The organism is Pandoraea oxalativorans, assembly GCF_000972785.3.
Taxonomy (GTDB): domain Bacteria; phylum Pseudomonadota; class Gammaproteobacteria; order Burkholderiales; family Burkholderiaceae; genus Pandoraea; species Pandoraea oxalativorans.
On sequence record NZ_CP011253.3, the window covers coordinates 2,748,381 to 2,774,464 of the forward strand.

A 26,084-nucleotide genomic window follows, 5' to 3' on the forward strand; every position below is an offset into this window, starting at 1 on the left:
ACCGAAGGATTCGAATCATGCGTGGACAGACTGTGCTTGTCACGGGCGGCACCGGGTATATCGGTTCGCACACCTGTGTGACGCTGCTGGAGCATGGCTACGATGTGGTCATCCTCGACAATCTCGTCAACAGTTGCGAGACGGTGATCTCCCGCATTGCCGGCATCTGTGGACGCTCGCCGGTGTTCATCCAGGGGGACGTGTGTTCTGCCGAAGTCCTCGACTATGTGTTCAGGTCATTCGACATCTCGTCGGTGATTCACTTCGCGGCGCTCAAGGCCGTGGGCGAGTCGGTGAAACGCCCGGTCGACTACTACTGCAATAACGTTGGCGGCATATTGACGTTGGCTCGGGCCATGCGCGCGCATGGCGTTCACGATCTCGTCTTCAGTTCGTCCGCCGCGGTGTACGGCAATCCCGAACGGATTCCCATCGACGAGTCATGCGCGCTGTCCGCCGTGAGTCCTTATGGGCAAACGAAGCTGTTCGCGGAGGCCATGCTGCGCGATGCGGCACGCGCCGATTCCGCATGGCGCATTGCCGTGCTGAGGTACTTCAATCCTGTGGGTGCGCATGATAGCGGCAGCATCGGCGAAGACACCGTTGGCGCACCGAACAACCTGATGCCCTTCGTTACCCGGGTGGCCCTGGGCCAGGAGTCCAAGCTCAAGGTCTACGGTGGCGACTGGAACACCGTGGACGGCACGGGCATGCGCGACTATGTCCATGTGATGGATGTGGCGCAAGGCCACTTGATGGCGCTCGACGCGTTGAGGCGTCTCGACCGCGGATTCACGGTCAATCTGGGTGCCGGGCGAGGCTACACCGTTCTGCAACTCGTCAAGGCGTTCGAGAACACGTGTGGCCGGAGAGTGCCGTACGAGCTTGCGCCGAGACGCGACGGCGACGTTGCCTGCTGTTTCGCGTCAACGTCGCTCGCACGCCGCCTGATCGGATGGGAAGCCAGACACGGCATCGAGCGGATGTGCCGCGACCACTGGCGCTGGCAGGTGAACAACCCGACCGGCTATCGCTAGTCGAGCGCGAGATGGCGGCCCGCCACGGTGGACAATTCGACGGTCCCCGCGAAGATCGTCTGACCGCCCGTGTGATATGCCCCGCGCGCATGGACACTAAGCCCCGCTTCACGGCAAATGACCGACCCAGCCGCGATATCCCGGATGCTTGTGTGCTTTTCGAGATAGCCATCGACGAAGCCGAGCGCGGCGAAGCCAAGGCCGATGGTGGCGCACCGATACTCGGCTACGCCCCAGCCGGACGTCCTTAACGCGTATTCAACACCGGACTGACCTGGACGGCGACACGCCGACGTCACATCAAGGTCAGTCCGGCTGAAAGCGGCGAAGGACGCCCGTCAATGCGTGGCGTCGAATGCCTTTTGCACTTTGTCAGCGGCGCTGACGCCATTGCCGATGAGGAGTTGCGTGAGCACTCGGGCCTTTTGCGGATTCAGATCGTAGGAGACGACGAACCCCGTCTTGTCGTCGGAGACTTCGACGTTGCGGTTGACGAACCCGGCGCCCACGCGCGACGACCGGACCACCACGATGCCCGTGCGCGCAGCGGCTTCGAGCGCGTCGAGTGCCGCTTTGGAGGCATTGCCATCGCCCACGCCCGCGAGCACGATGCCCTTGGCGTCGTGTCGCACCGCGTCGTCGATCTGGGTGGCGTCCATGTCGGCATGCGCGTAGACGATGTCGACGCGCGGCAGACCAGCGTTGGGCACTGCCAGTGAGCCTTTTCGACCCGCCGGGGCTGCGGCCAGATACCGGATCGACGCAGGATCGACGTACCCGAGCGGGCCACCGTTCGGGTTTTGAAACGTCTGCACCGACGTTGTATTCGTCTTGGTGACCCAGCGCGGCGAGTGAATCGTGTCGTTCAGGACGACGAGCACACCCCGGTTGCGGGACTGCGCACTGGCGGCTACTTCGACAGCTTCGTAAAGATTGCCCGGGCCGTCGGCACTCACCGCCGTACTCGGACGCATCGAACCGACCAGCACGACCGGTTGGCTCGCAGCGAGCACGTTATCGAGGAAGAACGCGGTTTCCTCCATGGTGTCGGTACCATGCGTGATCACGATGCCGTCGGCCTCGTTGCGCTCGAACGCCTGCTTGATGCGCGCGGCCAGCTGATACCAGACTTTGCTGTTCATGTCCTGCGAGCCGATGTTCGAAATCTGCTCCGCTTTAATCGTGGCCAGCTTGTCCAGACCGGGCACGCTGGCCGTCAGTTGCTCGCCCGTCACGCCGCCGGCGTTGTAGCCGATGGCCGAGCGAGCGTCGCCCGTGCTGGCGATCGTGCCGCCGGTCGCGAGTACGAGAATGCGCGGCTTGGGTGACTCCGTTCCGGCCGCGGCGGCCGTCAAGGCGTAGCCGCCAGCGCTCAACGTCAATGCGGCGATTGCAATCGAGTGCATCAGAACCTGCTGAGGGGTCTTCGACAATGTCATGAATTCGCTCCTGTTATGTCGTTTATCAAGCATCGCGCCGAGGGCTGGCGTGACGTCCGACATATTGACAATTTTTGAACTGCGAAGGAAGAGGCTGAAGATTCCCACGAGGTCGACGTTTCAGTTGTCGTCGGGTGAGGTCTGCCCGCTCAAGCGTGCGGCTCAAGCATGGCGAACTCCACTGCGCCGCTGATCCAGCAGCCGGACTCGCGATTGCCGGGTTCGCGTAGCGCCACCCGAATGCAGGACGGACGTCCCATGGCAAAGCCCTGATAGATGCGCACAGTCGACTCGCCGTTTGCCAGCAGCCCGTAATGCAGCACGCCGTAAAGCGTGGCCGCCGCCGCGATGCCCGTGGCGGCGTCTTCCGGATAGCCCGACGAACGCGGGAACTGGCGAGCCTGCAACACCAGTGGCCGCTTGCGCTCGACGGCGAACGGATACAACCCGGTCGAATTGACGGCGTCGCACAGCGCAGCGACTGCGCTGAGTTTCGGCGTCAGCGCGTTCAGTTTTTCGACGGCCCGAAGGGGCACGAGCGTCTTCGTGCGGCTAGTACTGGCGTTGACGATGTTCATGGGCGCCAGATCGTCCGCGCCGATCCCTAACACTTCGCAAATGGCGGCCACGAGCGTCGGGGCCGCTACCGGTTCGACGCTGCCTCGCGGCTGACCGACGTCGATGCGCTGCGTCGCCTCGTCGAAACGGACATCGACCCGACCGCTCAGCGTCTCCACGGTCGCACTGGGTGTCGTCCAGCGCCCCGCTTCACGCAACAGCCACATCGCGCCGAGCGTGGCATGCCCGCACATCTCCATCTCATGCGCCGGGACGAAAAAGCGCAGACGAACCGTATTGCGCGGGTCGCTGGCTCGACAGACAAAGGCGCTTTCATGGCCGTAACGCGCGGCAATTGCCATCATGTCGTCGGACGAGAGGCTGTCTGCGTCAAACACGACCGGGGCCGGATTGCCGCCACCGGCACCGGCGGAGAACACGTTGACGAAGCGCAAATCCGGTGCGGCTGCCGCGGGCGAGGGAATGCTGGGGGGAACCAGGCTTGAGGTGGTCATCGGACACTCCTGATGGCAAGTGGCGCAAGCATGCCCGACGTCGGAACGGCGGTCGCCTTCAATCGGGCCAGTCCGTGCGTCCGATCGGGCCATACCTCGCTCGGGCCGGTAAGCGGATGGCGCATGCGCATCGGCGATTTCCCGAGGTATCGCGTCGAATGACGAGAATACGTCGCGTGTGCCATGACGCTCCCCACCGTTCCACTGACGTTTTGGACAAAGCCTATACTGGCCGCCTGCACGCCGGAATATGATCCGGCAACGTCGCCATTCGGGTTGACCCGCCAAGGAATCGAAAGTGAACCTTTATCCCACCGCATCGCGTCATTTGTACGGAGATCGCGTCGCCGATGTCCGGCATGTGAGCGTCGGTGAATATCGCACGCCCCCTCATGCGCATGACGACGAGTACATGTTTCTCCTCCCCAGGACCGGGCAACTCGTGCTTAACGTCGAGTCGAATGTTGCGCCGGTGCGCGTCGCACCGAAGTCGTTCGTCGTGGTGCCGCCGCGGCGTGTTCACGATACGCGGGGCCACCGGCCCGGGCAGGAACACGTGGCCGTCTATGTCGCGAGCGATTTCGTTGCCTTTTGCGAACGCAAGGCACGACGCAAGCTCGCATGCAACCGCATCTCGATCTGGTCAGCGCCGCTGGCACTGTTCGATGCGGTTCGTGTCGCAGACGACACGCGCACGACAAACGGTGCTCCATTCCCTGAGCTGGCCGCCTTCCGGGCGGACCTCGCGGTGCGTACGGTGGCTGCGAGTTGCGTCGAAGCCGGTCTGACGTCTGCTGCGATCCCGCAATGTCGTAGCGATGCCCATGCCGAGATCGTGCGCGATATCCGGACGTTTCTGGATGCAACGCTCGATGAGCCCATGACGCTCGATCGCATCGCCTATGAATTTGGCCTGTCACGACGCACGTTGACGCGAATCTTTCGGGACGCCACGGGCGAGTCCGTCGTCGATTACCAGTCGCGACGCCGCGTGGAAATCGCGGCAACGTTGCTGCGCGCCCCCGGCATGACGGTGCTTGCCGTCGCGGCGGCTGTGGGACTGGACTCACCGTCCTATCTCGCACGACTCTTCAGGCAACACGGGTACGCGCCGCCGAACGCCTTCAAGCAAGGCGCTCCGCGTATCGATTGATCCTCCCAGGCTGTTCAAAAACCTCCGCGATTTTCCACGGTGAACCAAAAAATTGGCGGCGTCTCCTGTCAACGTTGACAGTTGTTTTGGGCGTGCAGTGAGCCGACGATAGTCGGACAACCTCTGCAAAACGATCCTCACGACACATATTTCAGCGACACAGCAATTCCAGATTGCACGCAGCACCGGCGCGTCTTGCGCCCCTGACCACCCGCGCGTCGGCACTCTCTACGCGGCGGGAAGCCTTGGCATACGCGCCCCAGCGCACGAGGGAGACGCCGATGGCACGCAAACCGCGCTCATTGCATGAAACGAGTCCGCTACTGGGTCGGCTCACGGCATCGCGCTCGATGTCTCGTCACTTGACGAAGATGGCGGGAAACGTCGTCGCCCTGGGACGCTTGCCGCTGCGACGCATGCTTGAAATGAATCCCGATTTGCACATCGACGAGGCGCGCGAAGTTCATGAGCGCGCGGTGAGTGCCGGGATCGCCGTGGCGAGGCGTTTTCGTGAGCAGGAACTGGTCCGTACACCAGGTCTGGCGCCCGACTTCGCGCATGGCATGGAAGCGCTCGCGAGTGGCCCCGTATACGGCAATCTATTCGACGAAGACTGGAGCTCCATGGCAAAGCCCAATGCCATTGAGGCCCGCACGTCGCCCGTTGCCTATCTGCTCATGTTATTTCGTCGCGCCTGCGAGTTGGAAAGCTCGGGTGCGTTGGCGGACTTCAAGCTGAGACTCGACGAACGCCGCCCCGACATCGGCGACCAAGTCATCGACGATCAGGCGCTCAACGGCGAGATGCCAACACTCGACGCGTCGGCGCGGGTACTGGAGTATGCGATTTCAGCGTATCTGCGTGTATTGTCGGGCGATGAGGCGACACCGGACGTCGATCTCGCCATGTCCACCGTGCGCTATCCAATGTCGATGCCCTATGAACATTGGACAACCCAGATCGGCCATATCCTTCAATTGGCCGGCGGCGAGCCGCTCACACTGGGTGAAGTGTCGCGGCAAGCCGATCCGAATTACCACTACTTCGTCCGGCAAGGCATGCAGACTTCCTGGGGCGACGATGCCATGCTGCTCAGCCTGCCGCTCGGCCCCGCACGTCGCGATCTACTGCTGGAGACGCTCTATCGCGGTCAGTCGGGTGAGATCAATGCCGCCGATAGGTTTTACCGCGACACATACGGCGTCAGTGGCCTTGCTGCGCTCCAGGACACCGCTGTCTTTTGCGCGCGCACGCAAACCCCCAGCACTGACTTTGCGGGCCTGTTCGCGGTACAAACGGCAGCCCCCGTGGCGTCCGACAACATCGTCGGCCTTGAGCCCGTGTCCGGGGCCGGGTTCGGGGCGGTATACATCAACGGCGGCGCCGACCCCGCCATCGAGATCAGGCAAGGCACGCCGACCACAGCCTATCGGGCGCAAGACACTGCTGAGCCCGTCGACACGGAACCCGCGCACTGGTTGGAACATCTTGACGACGGTCGCGCCGACCGCATTCACCGGCTGATTCGGTTGAGCCGCTGGCTCGAACTGTCGTATGCGGCTACCGACCGACTGCTGGTCGCCTCCCACAAGGCCCAAGGACTCGACGCCCCCGTCACGATCACGACGAACACATTGCGCACACTGGGCATCTTCAAGGAAATGCAATCCCGATATGGCGTCACCGCGGAAGATTTCGCGGCGTGGACCGGGACGCTGGCGCCTTATGGGCAGGGGGACGACTCGCCATCCCAGTTCGATCGCGTCTTCAACGAGCCGCATCGGCATTCGATGCCGCTGGTACTCGACGGCAGTCCGTTGCTGACCCGGCGGTGGCCCCAGGACGATGACAGCCGCCGGACAGTCGAGCACATCAGTTCGGCACTCGGCCTCGATCCGGAGGCCTTCAGCTACCTCACGCGCTCGATCGCGCCGAGTTTCGGCAATGGCCCGCTGACGTGCACACTTGAGGTCGTCTCTGCGTTCTATCGTGTCACTAACCTCGCGAAATACCTCGGCATCTCGCCGGTCGTATTGACAGGATTGCTCGAAACCCTGAGTCAGGAAGGCGCTCCCGTGGTACGGCAGATGGTCGGTGTGCCTCAAATTCACTCGAGACCCGCCCTCGGCGAGACCGACTTTCTGAGCGCATTGATTGCGGTCGAGGGCTGTATTCGCTGGTGCCGCGCCAAAAGCATCGACGTCGCATGGATGGTGCAGCATTTGCGTGCGGATTCGACGCCGCAAATCGCAGGCGATTCCCAGCGGCAATTGATCGCCGATCTTCATAGCCAGGTGAACGGCGTTCGCATTACGCCTTCGATGCTCTACGAAGCCGGCGTGCCTCAAACGATTCCGATGCCGCACTTACGGACGGGACAGGAAGACGAAGACGAAGACGGGGACGTGATTCGACCGAACTGGCTTTGCGTGCTGTCCGAGCTGACCGATCCCGACGGCATTGTGCTTGACCACATCTCAGGTAGCGACGCCGACTACGAGGCAAGCGTCTCCGATATCGTCAGCGCCGCGGTTGCCGCGTTGTTCAACGGAGACTTCGGCATTTGCACACATACTCGCCAGTCGTCGCCTCGACGCCGAATCGAAGGGCCTATCTTCCGGGTAACGGCAGACGTCGAGCAAGCCGAGATCAGCACGATGCTGACTGCCGTGATTCTTCGCGCCCGCGCGGCACAACGCAGTGTGGTGGAAGCGCGGATTTCGGGCTATCTGGGCATTGCCGGTGAGCTGGTGCTGCCGTTGATCGATTGGGCACAGCAAAGCGTCTATGACCTACTGCGCTGGGCATGGGAAGCAAAACCGGAGCGCACCGCCGCCTCCGTTCGTGCTCAGCTCGCGACACGTCTCGCCTGGCCACGCGAGCTCGAAGACGACCAGGCGGGCTACGCATCGTCCGAGATCATGCTGCACAAGCTCGGCGAGTTGAGACGGCAAGCCGACATCGTCAGGCATTTCGCCCTCGATGGCGCGCTGTTATGGCGTCACGCACAGAACGCACGCCACTTGAGTTCGGGCGAGCCGGATGCATTCGGCTTCTCACCCGGTGCCACAGGCCTCGGCGACTTCTATCACCTCCAGACCTATCGCGACGTGATCGACCGCGGCTTGCGTGCGCCTGCTGAATTATTGGACTATCTGGCGCTCGTCAACACCCCCGGCGTCATTAACGAAGAAGCGCTCGCCGAAGGCAGTGCCTACGCACGGCTGATGCGCGACGCCGCAGCCGGCAAGGTCACCGCGCTCGTCGGTGCGAGTGCACGTGATGTCCTCGATGCCGCGTTGATCGTCAGCCCTATCGGCATCTTGCGTAAGCTCTCGGAGTTCTCGGGATTACTGCGCATTCTCGATCTCGCCGAGCGAACCGGGCTGAGCGTCGTCGCCCTTGACGGCCTCGGCCGCCTATCCGACTCAGCGACAGCGCAGGACTATCGTCGCGCGATTCGAGACGCGTTCAGTTGCCTGAGCGCCGCCGCTCAGGCCGAGCGTCGCGGGCAGCGCGCGGTGGTACCCGAAGTCGGTCAGAGCGTCACCAGTTCGAGTACGGTATCGCACGAGTCCCTGGTCGTCAGGGGTGACGATCAGGTCGACACCGAAGCACAGTTTGCGCTGACCATCCGAGATCTCGCCGGGCAGCCGATATCCGGAGCGCCCGTCAGATGGTCGCTCAGCGGTGCCGGCTTTATCGACTCGGATATTTCGACCACCGACGTGGACGGCATCGCCTACGTTACCCTGCACGCGGGACTGTCGATGGGAACTGCGCACATATTCGGCACGATCGGTCTGGATCAGCGCCTCGCCTTGCCCGCGGTTCGAATCGATGCTCACGAAGCCTCGCTCAAGCCTTATGACACTTTTCCTGACGACGATGTGGAGATTCTCGCCGGCGAGCGCGAAGGTGCCGACATTCGAGTGTTCGTTCACGACAATTATGGAAACCCCGGCATTAACCGTGAGGTGCACTGGTCTGTGCGATCGGGCCCTGGACGCGTACAGCATCGGGCGACCCGCACGGGCAGCGATGGCTGGGCAAGAAATACCGTCGTCAGCCGATATCCCGGCACGACGGAGGTGCGCGCCGAGTACGCTGGAGTGAACACGCTCCTGCCGAACGTCATTTCTGTAGATCGCCCGTTCATCGACAGTGCATACGGCATTCGCCTGATGACGCCAAATCTCGCGAACCTCCCCGCCAAGCTGATCTGTACCGTGTTGTCGCTGAGCGGCGAGCCTGAACCCAAAGTGAACGTGAGCTGGTCGGTCAACGACGAAGAACTGCCGCCAACGGAATCCGATCAGGACGGCATCGCAGTGCTGGAAGTGGAGCCGACAGGCGTCGGCATTCTGAGCGTCACCGCGTCGATAGACGGGCGCAGCGTGAGCGCGAATTTCGAGATCGTCGACGCACCGACCATCGTGCCGCTCAGTCCGTCCGAGCAGCGGCATATCCAGAATCCGCAGAAATTCGCGTTTGTTTCGATGCGAGTCGAAGCCGGGGAGTATCCGGGCGTGGACGACGGTAAACGCGACCCGCCTCCCGTCAGGTTCCTGCCTGTGACTTGGGATATCAATGGGGAGCAAACCGAGAATCGGTTGACCGATCTCGCCGGCCAGACCCGGATAGCTGTGTCACTGGCGAAGCCCGGCGACATGAGAATCACTGCGAGCATCAATGGCACGCAATCGAGCGAATCGTTCGGTATCACCGTCGTGCCCGAACCGAAATGGATCATTACACTCGACGGCGAACCTGTGTCCGACACGCTGTCGTTCACCGTCGGACGTGGCCCCGTCGCGCTGCATATCAAACCCGAGCCAGGTCAGACCTTCCTTGTCGATCAGGCCGTCGTGTTGACGTGGGACGGCGCCAACCCGACCGGTCAGGGCTTGTCGTCGACGCCGACTTATCTGCAGGCCGTACCGATGAAGGCGGCAGGCGTGACGTGGTGGCTGACGTGCGAGCGTGAGCCGTCGTCCGATGCCATCTTCTCGCTCGGCATACGTCTGATCGATCCGCGGCACGTCAGATGGATGCGACCCGTGATATCACCGGCCTGACGACGTCCATTAGCCCCACACAAGCGAGCGATCCGCTGCCGTCACGGCGACGCCCTTGTCCACCACGACATGTATCCCTTCACGGAGTCCTGCCATGAACGACATTCAACGCATGAATGCGTCGCTGGCCAAAGCCCGCCAGAGCGCCATGGTCGACTTCTACCTCGGGCAAGTTGTGGTCAATGCGGACATCGCGCAAGGCACGCCTGTTACGCCCGCCGACCTTAGTCACTACCATTTGCTCGATCACGAGGTGGAGATCGCGCCCACCACCTCGGTCGTAGCCGAACTTATCGCATCGTTGCAACGTTACATTCACGGCGCTTTCGCCGGTGAAGAACCGGGCTTCGTCGATCCGGTCGATCCCGAAGTGCTCGACTACTGGCGCAACTGGGAATCGCGTTACGACATCTGGTCTGGCGCCGAGTTGCTGCGCTCTTACCCGGAGAACTACCTCGATCCTACATTGCGCCTGTCCAAGAGCGGGTTCTTTCGCACCCTGGAGACCGACCTTCATCAGGCCCGGCTCAACAAGGAACGCGCTCGCGCCGCCATCCTGACTTACCTTCGTTCCTTCGAGCACGTAGCAAACCTCGATGTTGTGAGCGGCTACATCGACGGGTTGAACTTTCGCGACGCCCCCTATTTCTTCATCGGCAAGCAGAAAACAGCGCCGCCTCAGTTTTTTTGGCGCCGGGCCGATGTCACGTTGCGACAAGGACAAACGTCTCTGAGTCCCACGACCTGGGGCGAATGGCAGGCGATCGGCGTCAAGATGTCAGGCGACGTCACCCACATTCGGCCGGTGTGCATCAACGGTCGTCTCTTCATCGTATGGGTCGAGCGTCTGGAAATTCCGGAACGCCCGTCGAGCCCCACGGTGTGGCGCTTTACGTTGAAGTACGCCTATCTGGACTTGAACGGCCTTTGGTCGCCCGCGGAGGCGGTGGGCGATCTGGAAGATGCCAAAGACGCCAAATTCAACCTCCTGGCGATGGGTTTCGAATCGTTCGATCGACGCCAATCGGCACTCGCGGTAGCGTTGGTGCCTGCCACCGGTGAGAGCGCTGCGCTTTATCACGCGTGGGATCCGATTTTCGATCCGATCACGCTCACGGCGAAACAGATTGCGACGCTCAAGATCCTCACACAATCGATTTACCAGACGTCGGCGATCCTTCAGAGTCGAGCCGCCTCGATTGACGATATCGTCGAGGCCGAGGATCTGACGCTCGACAGAATCGAAGTCATCAAGGAGACATCGGGGCGCGCGGGCGTTCCCGGGTTCGCTTCGGAACTTTCGCTAGGGGCCGCCTACTTTGTGTCGAACCGCGACGGCGTCAAGCAAGGCCATCTCGATATCGAGGCCAGATGCTATGCCACGCGGTTTTATTTCCCGTTCAATGGCGGACGGTTGCGACTGATCGTCGAACGCGTGCAAGGACCTGCGGACAGAGGACTGCTCGCCGAGATCGATCTCAAAGTTCTGCCGTCCGGCAAACTCGGCGCAACCCTTGAGCTAGGACTCATGTTCGCGGGCTACGTGACCCTTCAGTTCCGGGACTTGTTTTCTGTGACGTTCGACTGGAGGGAGCTGATTTGGGAACGTCGTCGATATTTCGAGATCGACAACGAGGTCTTCAAAGCGCTAGCGAACCTGACACAAGAGGAATGCCTGGCTGGCGCAGGTTTTACGTTTGTCTCCACCGAGCTTTCCGACGCCGGCTGGAAGTGCCGTGTGTCCGGCGTTCACTTCTCCTATAACGCCCAGCCTTTCCGAACCAATTTCTCCCTGGCTCACGAAGGCACTCAAGTCTGGTCCAAGCCGCTTACGGTGAATGGCGGTATCGCCGAGCGGTCAACGCACGGGACGGGCGATCCGACGAAAACCGTCCATACCTTCTCCTTTGGTGCGACGGACGTCGCGCTTGGGCGCAACACCTACAAGGTCCACCTGAAGGCCAAGCCGTCGGTCAATCCCACGATTGTCGCGGGATTGCAGGGCAGCCAGTTCCTCGAGTTTGCGGCCGCCGATTTCGCGCCGGAGCGCGTGCGTCTGAATACGACATTCTCGGGGACGCTGATTCAACGTGCGTCCGTGTCTCTCGAGCACCTGCTGGGATGGGACGCCCAAAACACGCCCGAGCCTCCTTTCAACGCAGGTTCGGCGCCTGTTGTCCTCGACTTCAATGGTGCCAACGGCCGCTATTTCTGGGAGATCTTCTTTCACCTGCCGCATCTGGTTGCCAATCAGCTCAAGGACGAGATGAGCCACGAAGATGCGCTCGAATGGCTGAATTTCCTGTTCGATCCTGGCAGACCGCTGAATCCGGGAGAAACGGATACGCCGCGTTACTGGCGGGTGCGCCCACTGATCGAGGATGGAGATCCCAATCACGAAATCAGTGCACCCGCCGACCCGGACGCGATTGCCTACAGCGCGCCGGTGCACTATCGCAAGCGCATCTTTCGAGACTATGTCGAAACCCTCGTCGCCTGGGCCGATATGCTCTATCGCCAGGTCTCCCGTGACAGCCTTACCGAGGCGAAGATGTTATATCTGCGCGCCTCCCGCTTGATGGGACAGGCACCGGTGTTCAAGAGCGCCGCACAGTGGACACCGTCCTCGCTGACCGAACTCGATAACCAGGAAGATACGCAACGATTCGCCGCTATCGAGGCGGGTGTGTCTGACGAGGCACTGGCTAATCTTGCGCCGCGGGCGGGCGGTGCGCTGGGCGCGGATCTTCTGGCACATCCGGCATTTCGTCTTCCGCTGAACACCGACTTGCTGAGCATGTGGGAAACGCTGGCTTCCCGGCTATCCAACCTGCGCAATCACCTCACCATCGATGGCAAACCACTGCAATTGCCACTTTTCGACCCGCCGATTCATCCAACCGACCTCCTTCGCGCACAAGCCGCAGACGGGGGCTTTCATCGCCGCGATCTCGGCAACGACACGCTCGTACTGCCCTATCGCTTCATGTCGATCTTGCCGCGCGCGCAGCAGGCAGTGAATACCTTGTGCCGGTTTGGCGATCTGGTGCGGCAGTACATGGAACAGGGAGATCGAACCGAACAGGAGACGCTACTGCAACAGCAACTCATGGAGATGTCGCAGTTCACGCTGCAATTGCAGGAGGAAATGCTTCGGCATGCGCAAGCTGTCAACGTCACGCTGCGCGCTTCGCGAGATACCGTGCATATCCGTTACGACCGATACAAGCGGCTATATGACGAAGACCTTTCTCCATTGGAGATTCTCTCGAACGATCGATTGGCGACATCACGTCTGCTGACCGGCATGGTGGAGGTGTTCAATACGACGTCGAAGCTGGCCGACCTTGCCCCGAACATCTTCGGCACCTCCAGTGGCGGAGCCCGCTGGGGTTCCCTGGCCAAAGCAACCGTGCTTGCGCTGGACACGAACGCGAAGCTGTTCACGATGGAGTCGGCCTCGCACGACAGGACCGAAGCGTTCCGCCGTCGTCGCGCCGAGTGGGCGTTCCAACGAGACACGGCCGATGCCGAGATGCGCATGATCGACACCCAGATCGCCGCGCAGGAAATCCAAATCGAAGCGAGCCGGACATCGCTGGCGCAACAAACGCGCGCCATGGCACAGGCCGAAGAAATGTACACCTTCCTGTCGCAAACGCGCGGCAGCAAAACATCGCTTTACCGCTGGCTACTAAGCCGCACTGCAACGTTCTACTTCCAGGCATACGACGCCACGAACGCGCTGTGTCTGGCGGCTCAGGCCGGCTGGCAATACGAGATCGGAGACTACGACACGAACTTTATTCAGCCTGGCAACTGGTTCGACAACTATTACGGGTTGACGGCGGGTGAAGCGCTGTCCCTGACGCTTCTGAAAATGGAGTCGTCGTTCCTGCATCGCCACGAACGCCGTCTGGTCGTCAAGAAGATCGTGTCGATCAAGACTTTGCTCGGCGAGGACGGGTGGAACGCGGCGAAGGCGTCGTTAAAGGAAAGCGGCGCCTTTGAATTTCCACTGACCAGTTACCTGTTCGACGAAGATCATCCAGGTCTGTATTTGCGCCAATTGCGCCGCGTGGCCGTCACCTTACCTGCAGTGATCGGTCCGTATCAGACCTTGAACATGACGCTCACGCAGACGTCGAGCCTGATTGTGGTAAAGCCCGACATCCGCGGGGTGCAATACGTCTACGACCCAACGCATGACGACGCCAGTCCTGAGAACGTTCGGCATAACCTGCGCCTCACGCCGCAAGTCGCCATCTCGGAAGGCCTCGACGACGACGGCACAGGCATGCGCTTCCTGTTCGACAACGACCGGTACGAGCCTTTCGAGCGCATGGGCGCGATATCGACGTGGCAAGTCGCATTCCCCCGTCATGGCTCGGATAAACAGATGGAAGTCATCGATGCGATGTCGGATCTGATCCTCCACATCGAATACACGGCTGTCGATGGCGGCGCCGACTTCGCGGCGCAGGTGGAAGACCTGATGAAGGGGCAATCGCCGCAATCGCAGCAATCGTAAAGGGAAGTTCGCTGGTAGCACACAGCAGCACGGACAACGCCGGAGACCATCATGACCCGCATCAATCAACGCAAGACCGGGCGCAATCTGCTTCCGTATGCCGACATCGGCACTGACTGGCGAGACGGCTGGCAACCGTTGAATGGCATTAGCGGCGGCTTCTATCGAAGAGAGACAACAAGCGGACGCACCTACTTCGACATCCTGCAAAACACGCTGGTCTCCGCGCGCTTTACCATGCCGATCAATGCGAAGGCGTTGACCGCCCCGGGACTGGGTTATCGTCTGGACCTTTACTATCAACCAACGACACGTCCCGGACAGCCGGAACCGAATGCTCAGCTTTTTTGCTATCCGTCTGCGCGCTTCTCCTCGCTTATCCTGCCGACACCGGGTGACGGGTCGCAGGCGCGAGCGGCGCCGTGGCTGACACTCGACACCACCTTCGGTCCAGGCGCCCAGGACAACGAACTCGAGCTTCGACTGGCATCGGGGCGGCAGCCCGACGGCACCTCGCTTGCCCCCGCCGAGGATCCCGACTCCGCAGTCCCGGAAGACGGCCCCGACTGGCCAAGCGCACTCGGGCGAGTCCACATCTGCGGAGAAATCCCTGGCAGCGTCGGCACACCCGGCATGTCGGTCGGGCTGTTTCATGGTCCGTTGTCGCTGAATGCCGCGCACTCTTCTGTCTCCCTCGACGGCGTAGCCGCACGTTGGCTTATCGATGGCAAGATTCCGGTATGTAAGGGCGCGGAGCACCGCCTCGCCTTGTCCGTCGATGACGCCTGCGGTTGGGCTGGCGACACGGCGGCGGGAAACCCGGGAACGCTTGTGTACGCCTACTGGCGAGACGAGGCAGCGGCAGACGAACAAAAGTTGACGCTCACGCCAACGGAAGCCACACCCGATGACGACGCACAACATGTTCAGTCCCCATGGACTTTGACGTGCGATGCCACGTCCGGGGGCGTGCACGAAATTCTGATCGAGAGCGTTCATCACGCGCCACCTTTTGCGCTGCCCGCCTTGCTGGTAGGCGACTTCAAGCTGTTGATCGGCGCTGGCGTAGCGCCCGACTATAAACCTTGTGTAGCGCTGCAGGAAACGGCGGTCGTCCGTGCACAGGTGGTCAGTGCCATCACGGACATGCCTGCCGTCGATACCCCCGTTCAGTGGCGCGTGGACGGTGCGTCTGCCACGGAAACACGCACGGATGGCGACGGTTGGGCCACCTTCGAGTTTCGGCCAACGGCAGACGCAAACGTCACCGTCTCGGTTGAAGGTCCCTACAACGAGGTGCCCGATCTCGAATCGATCAGCGTGCAAACGATTGCGTCTCCGCCGTGGGAGCAGTTCCAGTTTCTTGTCGATGGCGAGCGCGTTGACTCGGAGTATGGCCGGGTGCTGCTATTTCCTGAGACTGCGGCGCACAAGCTGACCCTTAAGCCGCAGGACGCAAACGTGTCGCTGGGCGAGATGGTGTCGCTCGACTACGCCTTTCACAGTGCATCCGGCGCAAGTGGCAGCCTGACATTCTCGCCCGCGCCCGGAGTGCAACGTGAGCTCACGAAAGACGGACTCGAATGGACTGTCGTTGCGTCGGGTGACGCGATATCGCAGATGTTCGACATCATATTCACCTGCAAACCGTGGAAGACGCCGCCCGTACTGAGCGGCACCGTTGTACCCGAAGCATTCGAGTTGGTGGCGCTGCCCGGCAGCGAAACCAGCATGCAAGGTGATTACTTCGTCCTCGGACCGACCGATCAAACGCTGGCTCCCACGACGCACTCCATCGTCGTTCAGGCACGCGCCATTTCCGATGGGTCTCCCCTGCCCGGCGTGCCGTGTGCGCTAACCAATCTCGTCCCCGACACCGCCATTTCGAGCAACTACATGACCTTGAATATCGAGCACGCACAAATCACCGACGCAACTGGCAGTACAACGTTTCCCGCGACTTTCCACATGCACAGGAAGGAATTTCACGACGATGCCCGCATAACCATCGTGGGTGGCCCAAGCCCTGTGACCGCAGGCATCCGTTATCGCAGGCCCCCGTCGCGCTCGAGCCTTACCTGTGTGATCGCGCACATTTTCCCGGGCAGGCCAGACCTTGGGATACCTTACGCCACCCCGACTTTGCGGGTGTTTGTCCTGGCCCAACGCTACGCCACGGTTGATGGGCAGTTTCCAAATATCGACCCGGGAGATGTCGACGTCGTACTTGATCTCCACGACGGCTCGACGCTGGGTCCTTACAAGGCCATCATCCACCAGGACGCGCCATATCGCACACTTTCCGCGACACTCGATATTCTGCTGCCACCAGGCGACTACTCCCGTGTCGTGCACGCTCGAATTTCAGCGGGCGGAAGAATGGGCGGGCTGTGGCATTTCGACGTCGATACGGAAACGGTAGAGCACCACCCACAGGCAACGGACGGTAAGCCGACCCGTCTGATCTATGCACCGGTCCAGGAGGCACCGATCAACGAGTGGATCTACTTGCAGTGGCCGACCTATACGAACAAGGAGCCGTGGGAGCAATACTCGATCTATCGCGGAACCGGTGCCCCGTTAGATATCGAGATATTTCCGATCGAATACGGACAGACAGCCATGGCCAGAGTGCGCTCGACCCGAGCTGAACGCCGCCCGCTTACCCTCATTCGCGGTGTAAAGGACAGCATAGTCGTCCAGCTTTGCAACGTGGCCCTAACCTGGACGTGAGCCCCGTTTGCGACGCCCATCATGACCATAACCATGACCAACGATACCTACGCCGCGCGCATCGCCGCCCCCTCCCTTCCCAAGGGCGGCGGCGCGATTCAGAGCCTCGGAAAGGGCTGGGGCGCCGTGGGCGCCTCAGGCGCCGCGTCGATGGTCATTGCGCTTCCAATCTCGGCCGGACGCGGATTCACACCTGACATGTCGCTTAGCTACAGCAGTCAGGGCGGAAGATCGGAGTTCGGGCAGGGATGGCAGGTGGGCGTGCCGCGCATCGCCCGGCGCACCGGCAAGCGCACTCCGGCATACGACGATACAGACGAGTTCGTCGCACCTGACGGCGACGTGCTCATCCCCGAGGTCGGACTGAATGGCAACATCGTCTCACGAAAAATGTCGGCGTTTCGTGGAGCGACGATCACTGGTGAGTACACCGTCACACGCCATTTCACTCGCGTGCAAGGGAGCAACGACCGGATCGAATCGTGGCGCAACGCCACGGCCTGGTTCTGGCTGATTCATGACGAACAGGGCAATGTGCACGTCTATGGAAAGACGGCGCGCACCGAAGCGCCCAGGGTGACAGGAGAGGATGGCACCGTCACCCGGCGCATCGCCGAGTGGTGGCTGGAGGAGTCCGTCGCTCCGAATGGCGAGCGAATCCGCTATCGGTACTCGGTCGATACGGTCGATGCCGTCGATATGGGCGATGCAGTCGAGAACCTCGCGCCGCGTGTCTACCTTGACCGTGTCTGCTACGGCAACCTCCATGCAAGCGTGATCCCAACGACCCTGCTGGACGACGCGCCACCCGACGACGCATGGTGCTTCGAGCTGGTACTCGACTATGGTGAGCGTCCCACCGGCATGAAAGACGTCCCTCCCTACGACACCGACCTGCCTAGGCCGGAACGCGCCGACCCCTTCTCCTCGTTTGCGTTTGGCGTCGAAGGCCGCACCCGATGGCTGTGCCGTCAGGTGCTGATGTTTCACCGTTTCGCCGAACTCGGGAACACTCCGGCATTGGTCCGACGCCTGCTCATCGAGTACGACGAGAGTCCTATTCGTTCGTTGCTCGTCGCCGTACACGACATCGGCTACGACGCTCGGTCGGACCCGACGTGGTCCGCCCCCGTCGAGTTCGACTACACGCAATTCCCGCCACCTGACGAAGCGACGTTCCAGCCCCTTCCCACGATGCCGGGCCTGAACGATGGGATTCGGTATCAACTCGTCGACCTGTATGGCGAAGGTGTTCCGGGGATTTTGTACGAGACGATTGACGGCTGGTATTACCGTGAGCCGCTGCGCGCCGAAGCGGACGACAGCAACGATAGCAACGAAGACGCCGTCGCCTACGGGCCCGCGCAGTTACTGGATCGAATCCCGCCACGCAACGCGGCGTCGCCGATCTCGACGCATCTGGTGGACATGACAGGGGACGGACGCCTTGACTGGGTTGTCGCCACACCGGGTCTGGCCGGATTTTTCACCCTGAGGCCGGACCGACAATGGTCGGAATTTGTCCCGTTTGCGGCCTTCCCGGCGGAGTTCGCCCATCCGGACGGGCGACTCGCCGACATGATGGGCGCGGGATTGCCCGACCTCGCCTTGATCGGCCCGCGCAGCGTGCGCTTATACGCCAACCGGCGCGAGCGCGGGTTCGCAGCGCCGGTCGATATCCCTCATCCCCATGCATTGCCATGCCGCACCGATGATCGCAGCGAACTGGTCGCGTTGAGCGACATCCTGGGCACAGGCCAACCGCACCTCGTGCGCGTGCGTCACGACGAAATCACCGTCTGGCCCAATCTGGGGACGATTCGGCGCAGCGCGTCCATTCGGCAACCCGCCAACCTGGCCGGACGAATTCGATGCCAGCCGCGTGCGTCTGGTCGACCTCGATGGTTCGGGCCCTGCCGACCTGATTTATCTCCAGCCGGACGGCGTCGCAATCTTCCTGAACGAGAGCGGCAATGGCTGGTCGAGCATACGCAAGCTCGCGTGGCCCGATGGCGTTGTGTACGCTCCGACCTGTGAAGTCAGCATTGCCGACATCAACGGTCTCGGCTGCCCCAGCCTCGTCCTGAGCGTGCCGCATATGTCGCCTCGCCATTGGGTCTGCGACTTCGCTCGCGCCGGTAAGCCCTATTTACTCACGTCGAGCGACAACAACATGGGCACCGCTGGAGATGTGCGATTCCGTAGTTCGGCTCAGGAGTGGCTCGACGAGAAACGCGATTATCAAGGCGAGGGAAACGTCGCGCGGAGTGGTATTCCTTTCCCGCTTCACGTCGTCGTCGAGCAACGACAGACCGATCAGATTTCCAGCGCACAGTCGTGTCAGCGATTTCAGTACCGTCACGGCTACTACGATCCCATCGAACGGGAACTGCAAGGCTTCGGGCTGGTGCTGCAATACGATACCGAATTAACCCCCAAAGACGCGGCGGCCGAAGCGGGTTTCACAGCACCCGTAATGACGAAGACGTGGTACCACGTCGGATGCGACGACCGGCCCTGCACCGGCGATTACGACGCCAGCGACGCCGAAGCGGTCCCACTGGGTCCCACGCTCCGCTGCCATTTCGATGACAGCGACAACAGCGACACCCCCGCAGACGACTGGGACGACGAAACGCGCCACGACATGGCACGAGCACTGAGCGGCCACGTCGCGCACACGGAAATTTTTGGTCTTGACGCTCAGGGCACGTTCCCCTTCTCGGTGACCGATACGCGATATCTCGTGCGCCTGAAGCAGGCGCGCAGCGCACACGCGCGATATGCCGTCGTGCGTCCTCTCGTTGCGGAAAGTCGCATGTTAGTCTACGAGCGCCAGCCGTCGGATCCCCGCTGCGAACACACGCTGGGGTTGCGCTGGGACAGGAACGGGGCGGCCTTACACGGCGCCGCTGTGTACTACGCTCGCCGCAACAATCCGTCGCCATTCGGCGAGAACGACGCAGTGTCCACTCGCTGGTGGGAGGACGCGCACGACGTTGCGCAACGGCAGTGGTACGTCACCGATACCCGAGCCGCCCGGTACGACGTGGATCGGGATGACGCATGGCGTGTCTCGATTCCATGGCGTACTTGTGAGAACGCGCTGGTCTTCGGCTTTGACGGTCTCACGGCCGCATCGGTGAGTTACGAAGCGTTCGTTGCGACCGACAGTCCGTTGAATCAGGCCGACGAACGCCAACTCGCGGCAATGTCCGAAGTCCATTATTTTGAAGACGACGACGGCACCCCATCGCTGGCCGCGTTACCGGAATACATCGAACTCGCCGAACTGGACGACCACGCCCTCACCGCCTATGACGATGTGCTCACCGCAGAAGCATTGAACATTGAGCTCGCGGCCGCAGGATATGTGCCCATGCAGGCGTTTCCGAGCGAGCAGGCCATGACACTCTGGGCAGTGCATCGACAGTTTCCTACATTCGCACCGCTCGAAGACTTCCACCAACTCGTGGCTTATCGAGAAACGCGCGCATCTGGCCAGACGACGCTCGAATACGACGCGTATCACTTCGGCGCAACTCGCATAACCACACCGGATGGCTGCATCACACAGACGACATACGATTACCGGACGTTGCTGCCCGAGCGCATCGTCGATCCGAATCAAAACACGCACGAAGCCCGCTACGATGCCTTCGGACGACTTCAGGCCGCCAGCCTCCACGGCACGGTCCATGGCGAACCCGCAGGATTCATGCCGCTGTCCGACTACGTTCGCGACATCGCGTCGCCGACGGACGCCATCGCAGATCCGGAAGCTGCATTGCAGGGCGCTGCGTACGCGGCCTTCGAAGATGCGCTCAGTTGGATGGGCCGGGTCGATGAGGCGAGATTGGACGCGCGGCTCACGTCGGAGTGGGTCGCCTCCGGATGGATCCTGCCCGACGGCCATGTGCGAGCGAGCGCACGCAAGACCGCTCACAGGGCGCTGGCAACATTCGACGCGACCTCTGCGGCAGACGGTGCGCAACCGGCGTCGGGCGTCGCGATGCCGTTCGCGGTCGCGCAGGCGTTGCTCGCCGCTCAGCGACGCCCACCACACGCGGTTTTATTGGAGGCGGACCGCTATCCGGACGATCCGGCACAGCAGATTCGGATGCGGTTGACGGACTCGGACGGGTTTGGGCGCGCCCTGCAACAAAAGCAGCTCGCCCCGCCAGGCGAGGCCTATCAGGTGCTCGACGACGGCGGCCTGGCACTAGGCCCGGACCAACAGCCGTTGACTCACTACGCCGAACAGCGCTGGCGCGTAAGCGAGCGCGTGGAATACAACAACAAAGGGTTGCCAGTGCGCGTTTACCGCCCGTACTTCGCCGACAGCCCGGTCTATGTGCGCGACGAATCGCTACGCGACTTCGCTTGCCATGACCGCCAGCATTACGACCCGCTGGGCCGCCCCACCGTCACGCTGACCGCACCCGGATACCTGCGCAGACAAACCTATTGGGCCTGGTATACGGTCTCCGAAGACGAAAACGATACTTCGCATGAGCTCGAATGATGGACACCAGACTCCACGCCCACACGCCAACGCTATCCGCCGTGGATGCCCGCGGCCGTCCGGTGCGCACCGTTAGCTATCATCGGCGCTACGCGGATGATCCACCCCAGGCCAGACCTGAGCGGCAAGTCCGGGACGCACGCTCGCACGTCGTTGCGCTTTGGGACGCACGGCTGGTGCAAGGGGCGCATCGCTCGCCCAACGAGCGGGCGATATTCAGTCTCTCCGGGCATTCGTTACGCACCGAGAATGCGGATGGGGGACCCAAAATAGCGCTCGTTGGTGATGCGGGACACCCCCTCCTCGTCTGGGATGCCCGAGGAACACGCAAGCGTGTCGCCTACGACGATCAATTGCGCGAGATCGCCACCTTGGAGCAATCGTTGGGAGATGCTGAGCGCTACGTCAGTCGCACGACCTATGGGGACGCTTCGAGCGCAGCGTGCAATGGATGCGCCCAGATCGTCAGACTCGACGACGAAGCCGGAACGGTAACGTTCCCTTCGTTCGGTCTGAGCGGGCAGCCGCTCTCCGAACAGCGCCGATTTCTCGCTACGCTCGATGCGCCCGACTGGCCAGAAGACATCGACGAGCGCGACGCCCTGTTAGAAGACATCACATACCAAACCTGCTGGCAGTACGACGCGACCGATGCACTCGTCTCTCAGACCGACGCCGTCGGCAATACCCAGCGGCATCTTTACGCAGTTGACGCAACGCTGCGCGGCAGCACATGGGAGCCGCGTGACGGTGAGGCAATAACACTTGTAGTCGATGTAACCGTTGACGCTCTCGGTCGCATCGTTGCGCAGACGTTAGGCAACGGCGTGACGCAAAACGCCATCTTCGACACGGCATCGGAACGGCTCTCGCGCATCGCCTGCCAAACTTCCGACGGTGCGTCGCTCCAGGATGTGAGCTACGAATACGATCCTGCGGGCAATGTCGTCAAAATTACCGATGCGATGGTCCCGGTGCGATTCTGGCGAAATCGACGCGTCGACGGCATGCAGACGTTCGCGTATGACTCGCTTTCCCAACTGATCGAAGCCACCGGGCGCGAGAGCGCGACACGTCCCCCTTTCCCGGGATTGCCGGATTGGATCCCCGTACCTGACGCGACGCGAACTACGCCCTACACGCAGACGTTCTCCTACGACGCAGGTGGCAATCTCGTCGAGGCGGCGCACACTTCCGACACACGAGGCCAGAGCTGGAAACAACGCTTTGCGGTATCGCGAATGAGCAACCGAAGCGTGTTGTGGGACAGCGGCTCGCCTGAGCCTGACATTGAGGCGTCGTTCGACCCCAGCGGCAATCCCTTGACGCTGACCACCGGCCAGCCGATCCGCTGGATCACCGCGAATCGACTTGCGGCCGTCACGTTCATGACACGCGATGACGGCCCCGCAGACGAAGAGCGCTATGTCTACGACGCGCAAGGCGACCGCGTGCGTAAAGTCGGCACAAGACTTGCCGCGTCCACGGTCAATGTGCGCGAGACCCGTTATCTTCACGGACTGGAGCTGCGCCGGGACAGTGCCACCGGCGAGGTGATGCATGTCGCCATGCTCGATGCGGGCCGGACGCGCGTACAGGTATACGTTTGGGAGGCGGGGCTACCTGCGCGAGTCGAGAACCATCAAGTCCGCTACGTGCTTGCCGACCATCTGGAGAGCGCCACCGTGGAAATCGACGCGAATGCAGACGTCGTTTCTCGCGAGAACTACTATGCCTTCGGCGGCACTTCGTGGCGCGCGGCCGCCAGCGAAATCGCCGCCGGGTACCGCACGATCCGGTATGCCGGGCACGAACAAGACGCGACCGGACTCAGTTACTACGGGCAGCGCTATCACGCGCCCTGGCTGCATCGCTGGCTCAACCCGGACCCCGCGGGTAACGTCGACGGCCTGAATCGTTATCGTTTTGTCGCCAACAATCCGCTGACGCTTGCGGATCGCGACGGTCGGCAAGCCGTCACCATGGTGTACGGGATGGCTGATGTCCGAGCCCCATATCTCGAAGTGTATAACCGCGTACATCAGTCCGGCGATCTCGTCAGGTTCCGTATTAACGATTTGAACGGAGCACTCGGCATCACGGATCGTGGCGCATTGAAAAAAATCCAGAAAGGTATCGAGGTCAAGCGCAAACATGTCAAGCGGCTCATGCGATACGTCCCGCATTTTCATGCGCAAACTGCCGCTTCGCTGTTGCAACGCTGGTCCACCCATTTGCAATCTCGTGCCGACACCCTATCCATGCATCACCGATTTGGCAACGACACGGAAGATGGCCGATTTGCGCACCTGCAAAAGATAGTCAAAAAGAATCTCTCGATAAATTCGGGCGGCAGACTGTGGAACATCGCCGGTCGAGGCAGGGCGGACATGCGGCTTCGCCAGCACGCCCATGACCTTCGCGATCGGGAGGTCCGCAAGCCTCTGGAGGGGGACACACTGGACTCGGTATTGGAAGTCGCGTTTGACAATGCCTTCTTTCGTCGTGTCTCGAAAATTGGGCTGGAGTGGGCACGGATGGAAGGCCCGGAACGCGTTCCCGTGGAATTTCTCGTCTACAGCAAGGACGCCAACGGAAACTACCAGAACTTCGACGACGTGGGCGCTAAGCCGTCGGCGCAGGCGCATGCCGCGTGGATGGACACGTCCGTTGACGATGCCGGTCCGAATTACTTCCCCATCACCATGTCCGAATACCGCACAGTTCGGAAATTGGCGATGACCGTGCAAGTCATCCGGGCGCCCGTCGAATTGTGATGCGCTCGGACAGGCCGACACCCAGCAACCGGTGCTTTGGGTCGAGAATGTCGACGTCGATCTCGACCGCGTGCCGATGAAATACGGCATCACGCACTTCGCTGCAGACCGTGTCCAGTTGACGGTCGATACGTCGACCTAAGCAGCGCGGGACCGGCGACGACGGCATTGAACGATATCGATGCCGCGCCGCCGGTCCCGCCATCACCTCAATGACATCAGTTCGCCATGACCGAAACGGCCTTCGTCACGAGATAGGCTTCCATCGCTTCCGGTCCGCCTTCCGAACCGTAGCCCGAATCCTTCACGCCACCGAACGGCATTTCGGGGGACGGCGCGGCCGGCTGATTGATCCACAGCATGCCCACTTCCAACTGCTGCGAGAGCAGATGCACGTTGCGGAACGATTGCGTGAATGCGTAACCGGCCAGACCGAACGGCAGGCGGTTCGCTTCGGCAATCGCGTCTTCGAGCTTATCGAAGCCGCGGATGGCCGCCACCGGACCGAACGGCTCGTTGTTGAACACGTCGGCTTCCAACGACACGTCGGTCAGGACCGTCGGTGCGAAGAAGTTGCCCGACGTGCCGACGCGCTCGCCGCCCGTCGCCACCGTCGCGCCCGTCTTGCGTGCATCTTCGATGACGCGGCTCATGGCCGTGACGCGACGTGCGTTGGCGAGCGGGCCGAGCGTCGTGCCTTCGGCAAGACCGTCACCCAGCTTCAGCGATTCGGCGTGCTTGACCAGCGCCTTCGCGAACTCGTCCTTGATGCTGTTGTGCACGAGGAAACGCGTGGGCGAGATACACACCTGACCGGCGTTACGGAACTTCGCGCCACCCGCTGCCTTGATGGCCAGCGCGACGTCGGCGTCTTCAGCCACGATGACCGGCGCGTGACCGCCCAGCTCCATCGTTGCGCGCTTCATGTGCAGACCGGCCAGCGAGGCCAGTTGCTTGCCGACCGGCGTCGAGCCGGTGAACGTGATCTTGCGGATGATCGGGTGCGGAATCAGATAACTGGAAATCTCGGCCGGATCGCCGAAGACCAGCCCCACCACACCGGCCGGTACACCCGCGTCGACAAACGCTTGCAGCAGCGCGGCAGGCGACGCCGGGGTCTCTTCCGGCGCCTTGACCAGGAACGAACAGCCGCAGGCCAGCGCAGCGCTCAGCTTGCGCACGACCTGGTTGACGGGGAAGTTCCACGGCGTGAAGGCGGCGACCGGACCGATCGGCTCCTTGAGTACCGTCTGCTGCGCATTCAGATTGCGCGACGGCACGACACGGCCATACACGCGCATGCCTTCGTCGGCGAACCATTCGATGATGCCTGCGGCGGAGAGCACTTCGATACGTGCTTCGGCGAACGGCTTGCCCTGCTCCTGGGTCATGAGGCGCGCAATCGAATCGGCGCGTTCGCGCACGAGGACAGCGGCCTTGCGCATCGTCACGGCGCGCTCGGCGGCCGGAATCTTGCGCCACGTGGCGAAACCGCGCTGGGCAGCGTCGAGGGCGCGGTCGAGGTCGGCGATGCCCGCATGCGCGACTTTACCGATGGCGTTGCCCGTCGCCGGGTTGACGACGTCGAGCGTCTTGCCGCTGGCGGCATCGCACCACTCGCCGTTAATCAGAAGTTTGGTGTCTGTATAACCTGACGTAACCATATGAATTTCCTGAGAATGATTGGGCAAAGGCAAGGCGTACGAACCGATGGCCATCGGCCCGGCGCACGCCTCGC

Annotated in this window: 12 protein-coding genes and 1 pseudogene; 9 read left to right on the plus strand and 4 right to left on the minus strand. The window is 61.8% G+C overall.

All coding sequences use genetic code 11. From position 1 onward, the window contains the following. The first annotated feature begins 17 nt into the window (after positions 1 to 17). The gene (gene galE / locus MB84_RS12320; RefSeq protein ID WP_046291983.1) at positions 18 to 1,037 is read left to right on the plus strand and encodes a UDP-glucose 4-epimerase GalE; all 1,020 of its coding nucleotides are present in this window, start codon (positions 18 to 20) and stop codon (positions 1,035 to 1,037) included. On the opposite strand, the gene MB84_RS29890 is transcribed toward galE, so the two are convergent. From MB84_RS29890 to MB84_RS12335, 3 genes are all read right to left on the minus strand, one after another. Then, positions 1,034 to 1,336, minus strand: a complete 303-nt coding sequence (locus MB84_RS29890; RefSeq protein ID WP_046291984.1) for an inositol monophosphatase family protein — start codon at positions 1,334 to 1,336, stop codon at positions 1,034 to 1,036. The genes galE and MB84_RS29890 overlap by 4 nt on opposite strands. Positions 1,337 to 1,375: 39 nt before the next feature. Beyond that, on the minus strand, positions 1,376 to 2,476 hold the full coding sequence (locus MB84_RS12330) for an asparaginase (protein ID WP_046291985.1): 1,101 nt from the start codon (positions 2,474 to 2,476) through the stop codon (positions 1,376 to 1,378). A 149-nt stretch (positions 2,477 to 2,625) separates the two neighbouring features. Beyond that, entirely contained in the window at positions 2,626 to 3,549 is a 924-nt protein-coding gene (locus MB84_RS12335; protein WP_046291986.1) for a PhzF family phenazine biosynthesis protein, read from the minus strand. 298 nt (positions 3,550 to 3,847) lie between these two features. Here MB84_RS12335 and MB84_RS12340 point away from each other — a divergent pair, with 298 nt between their 5' ends. From MB84_RS12340 to MB84_RS31715, 8 genes and pseudogenes are all read left to right on the plus strand, one after another. Next, positions 3,848 to 4,702, plus strand: coding sequence for an AraC family transcriptional regulator (locus tag MB84_RS12340; protein WP_046291987.1), 855 nt, complete (start codon positions 3,848 to 3,850; stop codon positions 4,700 to 4,702). Between the two features lie 281 nt (positions 4,703 to 4,983). Then, positions 4,984 to 9,780: a Tc toxin subunit A gene (locus tag MB84_RS12345; protein ID WP_046291988.1), complete on the plus strand. Its 4,797-nt coding sequence runs from the start codon at positions 4,984 to 4,986 to the stop codon at positions 9,778 to 9,780. 94 nt (positions 9,781 to 9,874) lie between these two features. Next, positions 9,875 to 14,311 (plus strand): Tc toxin subunit A-related protein, encoded by a 4,437-nt coding sequence (locus MB84_RS12350; RefSeq protein WP_046291989.1) that lies wholly within the window; start codon positions 9,875 to 9,877, stop codon positions 14,309 to 14,311. Positions 14,312 to 14,362: 51 nt separating this feature from the next. After that, positions 14,363 to 17,044 carry an Ig-like domain-containing protein gene (locus MB84_RS12355; protein ID WP_046291990.1) on the plus strand — a complete coding sequence of 894 codons (2,682 nt, stop codon included), beginning with the start codon at positions 14,363 to 14,365 and terminating at the stop codon, positions 17,042 to 17,044. Between the two features lie 33 nt (positions 17,045 to 17,077). Beyond that, positions 17,078 to 19,081 carry a SpvB/TcaC N-terminal domain-containing protein gene (locus tag MB84_RS30955; RefSeq protein ID WP_245725546.1) on the plus strand — a complete coding sequence of 668 codons (2,004 nt, stop codon included), beginning with the start codon at positions 17,078 to 17,080 and terminating at the stop codon, positions 19,079 to 19,081. Further along, positions 19,062 to 21,569, plus strand: a complete 2,508-nt coding sequence (locus MB84_RS28975; protein ID WP_245725570.1) for a toxin TcdB middle/N-terminal domain-containing protein — start codon at positions 19,062 to 19,064, stop codon at positions 21,567 to 21,569. The genes MB84_RS30955 and MB84_RS28975 overlap by 20 nt, the downstream gene beginning before the upstream one ends. Before the next feature lie 41 nt (positions 21,570 to 21,610). Then, positions 21,611 to 24,346 carry an RHS repeat-associated core domain-containing protein gene (locus MB84_RS12365; RefSeq protein ID WP_169835003.1) on the plus strand — a complete coding sequence of 912 codons (2,736 nt, stop codon included), beginning with the start codon at positions 21,611 to 21,613 and terminating at the stop codon, positions 24,344 to 24,346. A gap of 22 nt (positions 24,347 to 24,368) precedes the next feature. Further along, positions 24,369 to 24,488: pseudogene (locus MB84_RS31715) on the plus strand (phosphonate metabolism transcriptional regulator PhnF); the annotation flags it as partial. A 76-nt stretch (positions 24,489 to 24,564) separates the two neighbouring features. Here the strand turns inward: MB84_RS31715 and MB84_RS12370 are convergent. Beyond that, positions 24,565 to 26,010: an NAD-dependent succinate-semialdehyde dehydrogenase gene (locus tag MB84_RS12370; RefSeq protein ID WP_046293731.1), complete on the minus strand. Its 1,446-nt coding sequence runs from the start codon at positions 26,008 to 26,010 to the stop codon at positions 24,565 to 24,567. Positions 26,011 to 26,084 lie beyond the last annotated feature (74 nt).

Excerpts from the sequence above, each read along its gene's own strand:
- MB84_RS12355 (WP_046291990.1), top strand. The coding sequence starts at position 14,363 with ATGACCCGCATCAATCAACGCAAGACCGGGCGCAATCTGCTTCCGTAT.
- galE (WP_046291983.1), top strand. The coding sequence starts at position 18 with ATGCGTGGACAGACTGTGCTTGTCACGGGCGGCACCGGGTATATCGGT.
- MB84_RS30955 (WP_245725546.1), top strand. The coding sequence starts at position 17,078 with ATGACCAACGATACCTACGCCGCGCGCATCGCCGCCCCCTCCCTTCCC.
- MB84_RS12345 (WP_046291988.1), top strand. The coding sequence starts at position 4,984 with ATGGCACGCAAACCGCGCTCATTGCATGAAACGAGTCCGCTACTGGGT.
- MB84_RS12370 (WP_046293731.1), bottom strand. The coding sequence starts at position 26,010 with ATGGTTACGTCAGGTTATACAGACACCAAACTTCTGATTAACGGCGAG.
- MB84_RS12335 (WP_046291986.1), bottom strand. The coding sequence starts at position 3,549 with ATGACCACCTCAAGCCTGGTTCCCCCCAGCATTCCCTCGCCCGCGGCA.
- MB84_RS12330 (WP_046291985.1), bottom strand. The coding sequence starts at position 2,476 with ATGACATTGTCGAAGACCCCTCAGCAGGTTCTGATGCACTCGATTGCA.
- MB84_RS12350 (WP_046291989.1), top strand. The coding sequence starts at position 9,875 with ATGAACGACATTCAACGCATGAATGCGTCGCTGGCCAAAGCCCGCCAG.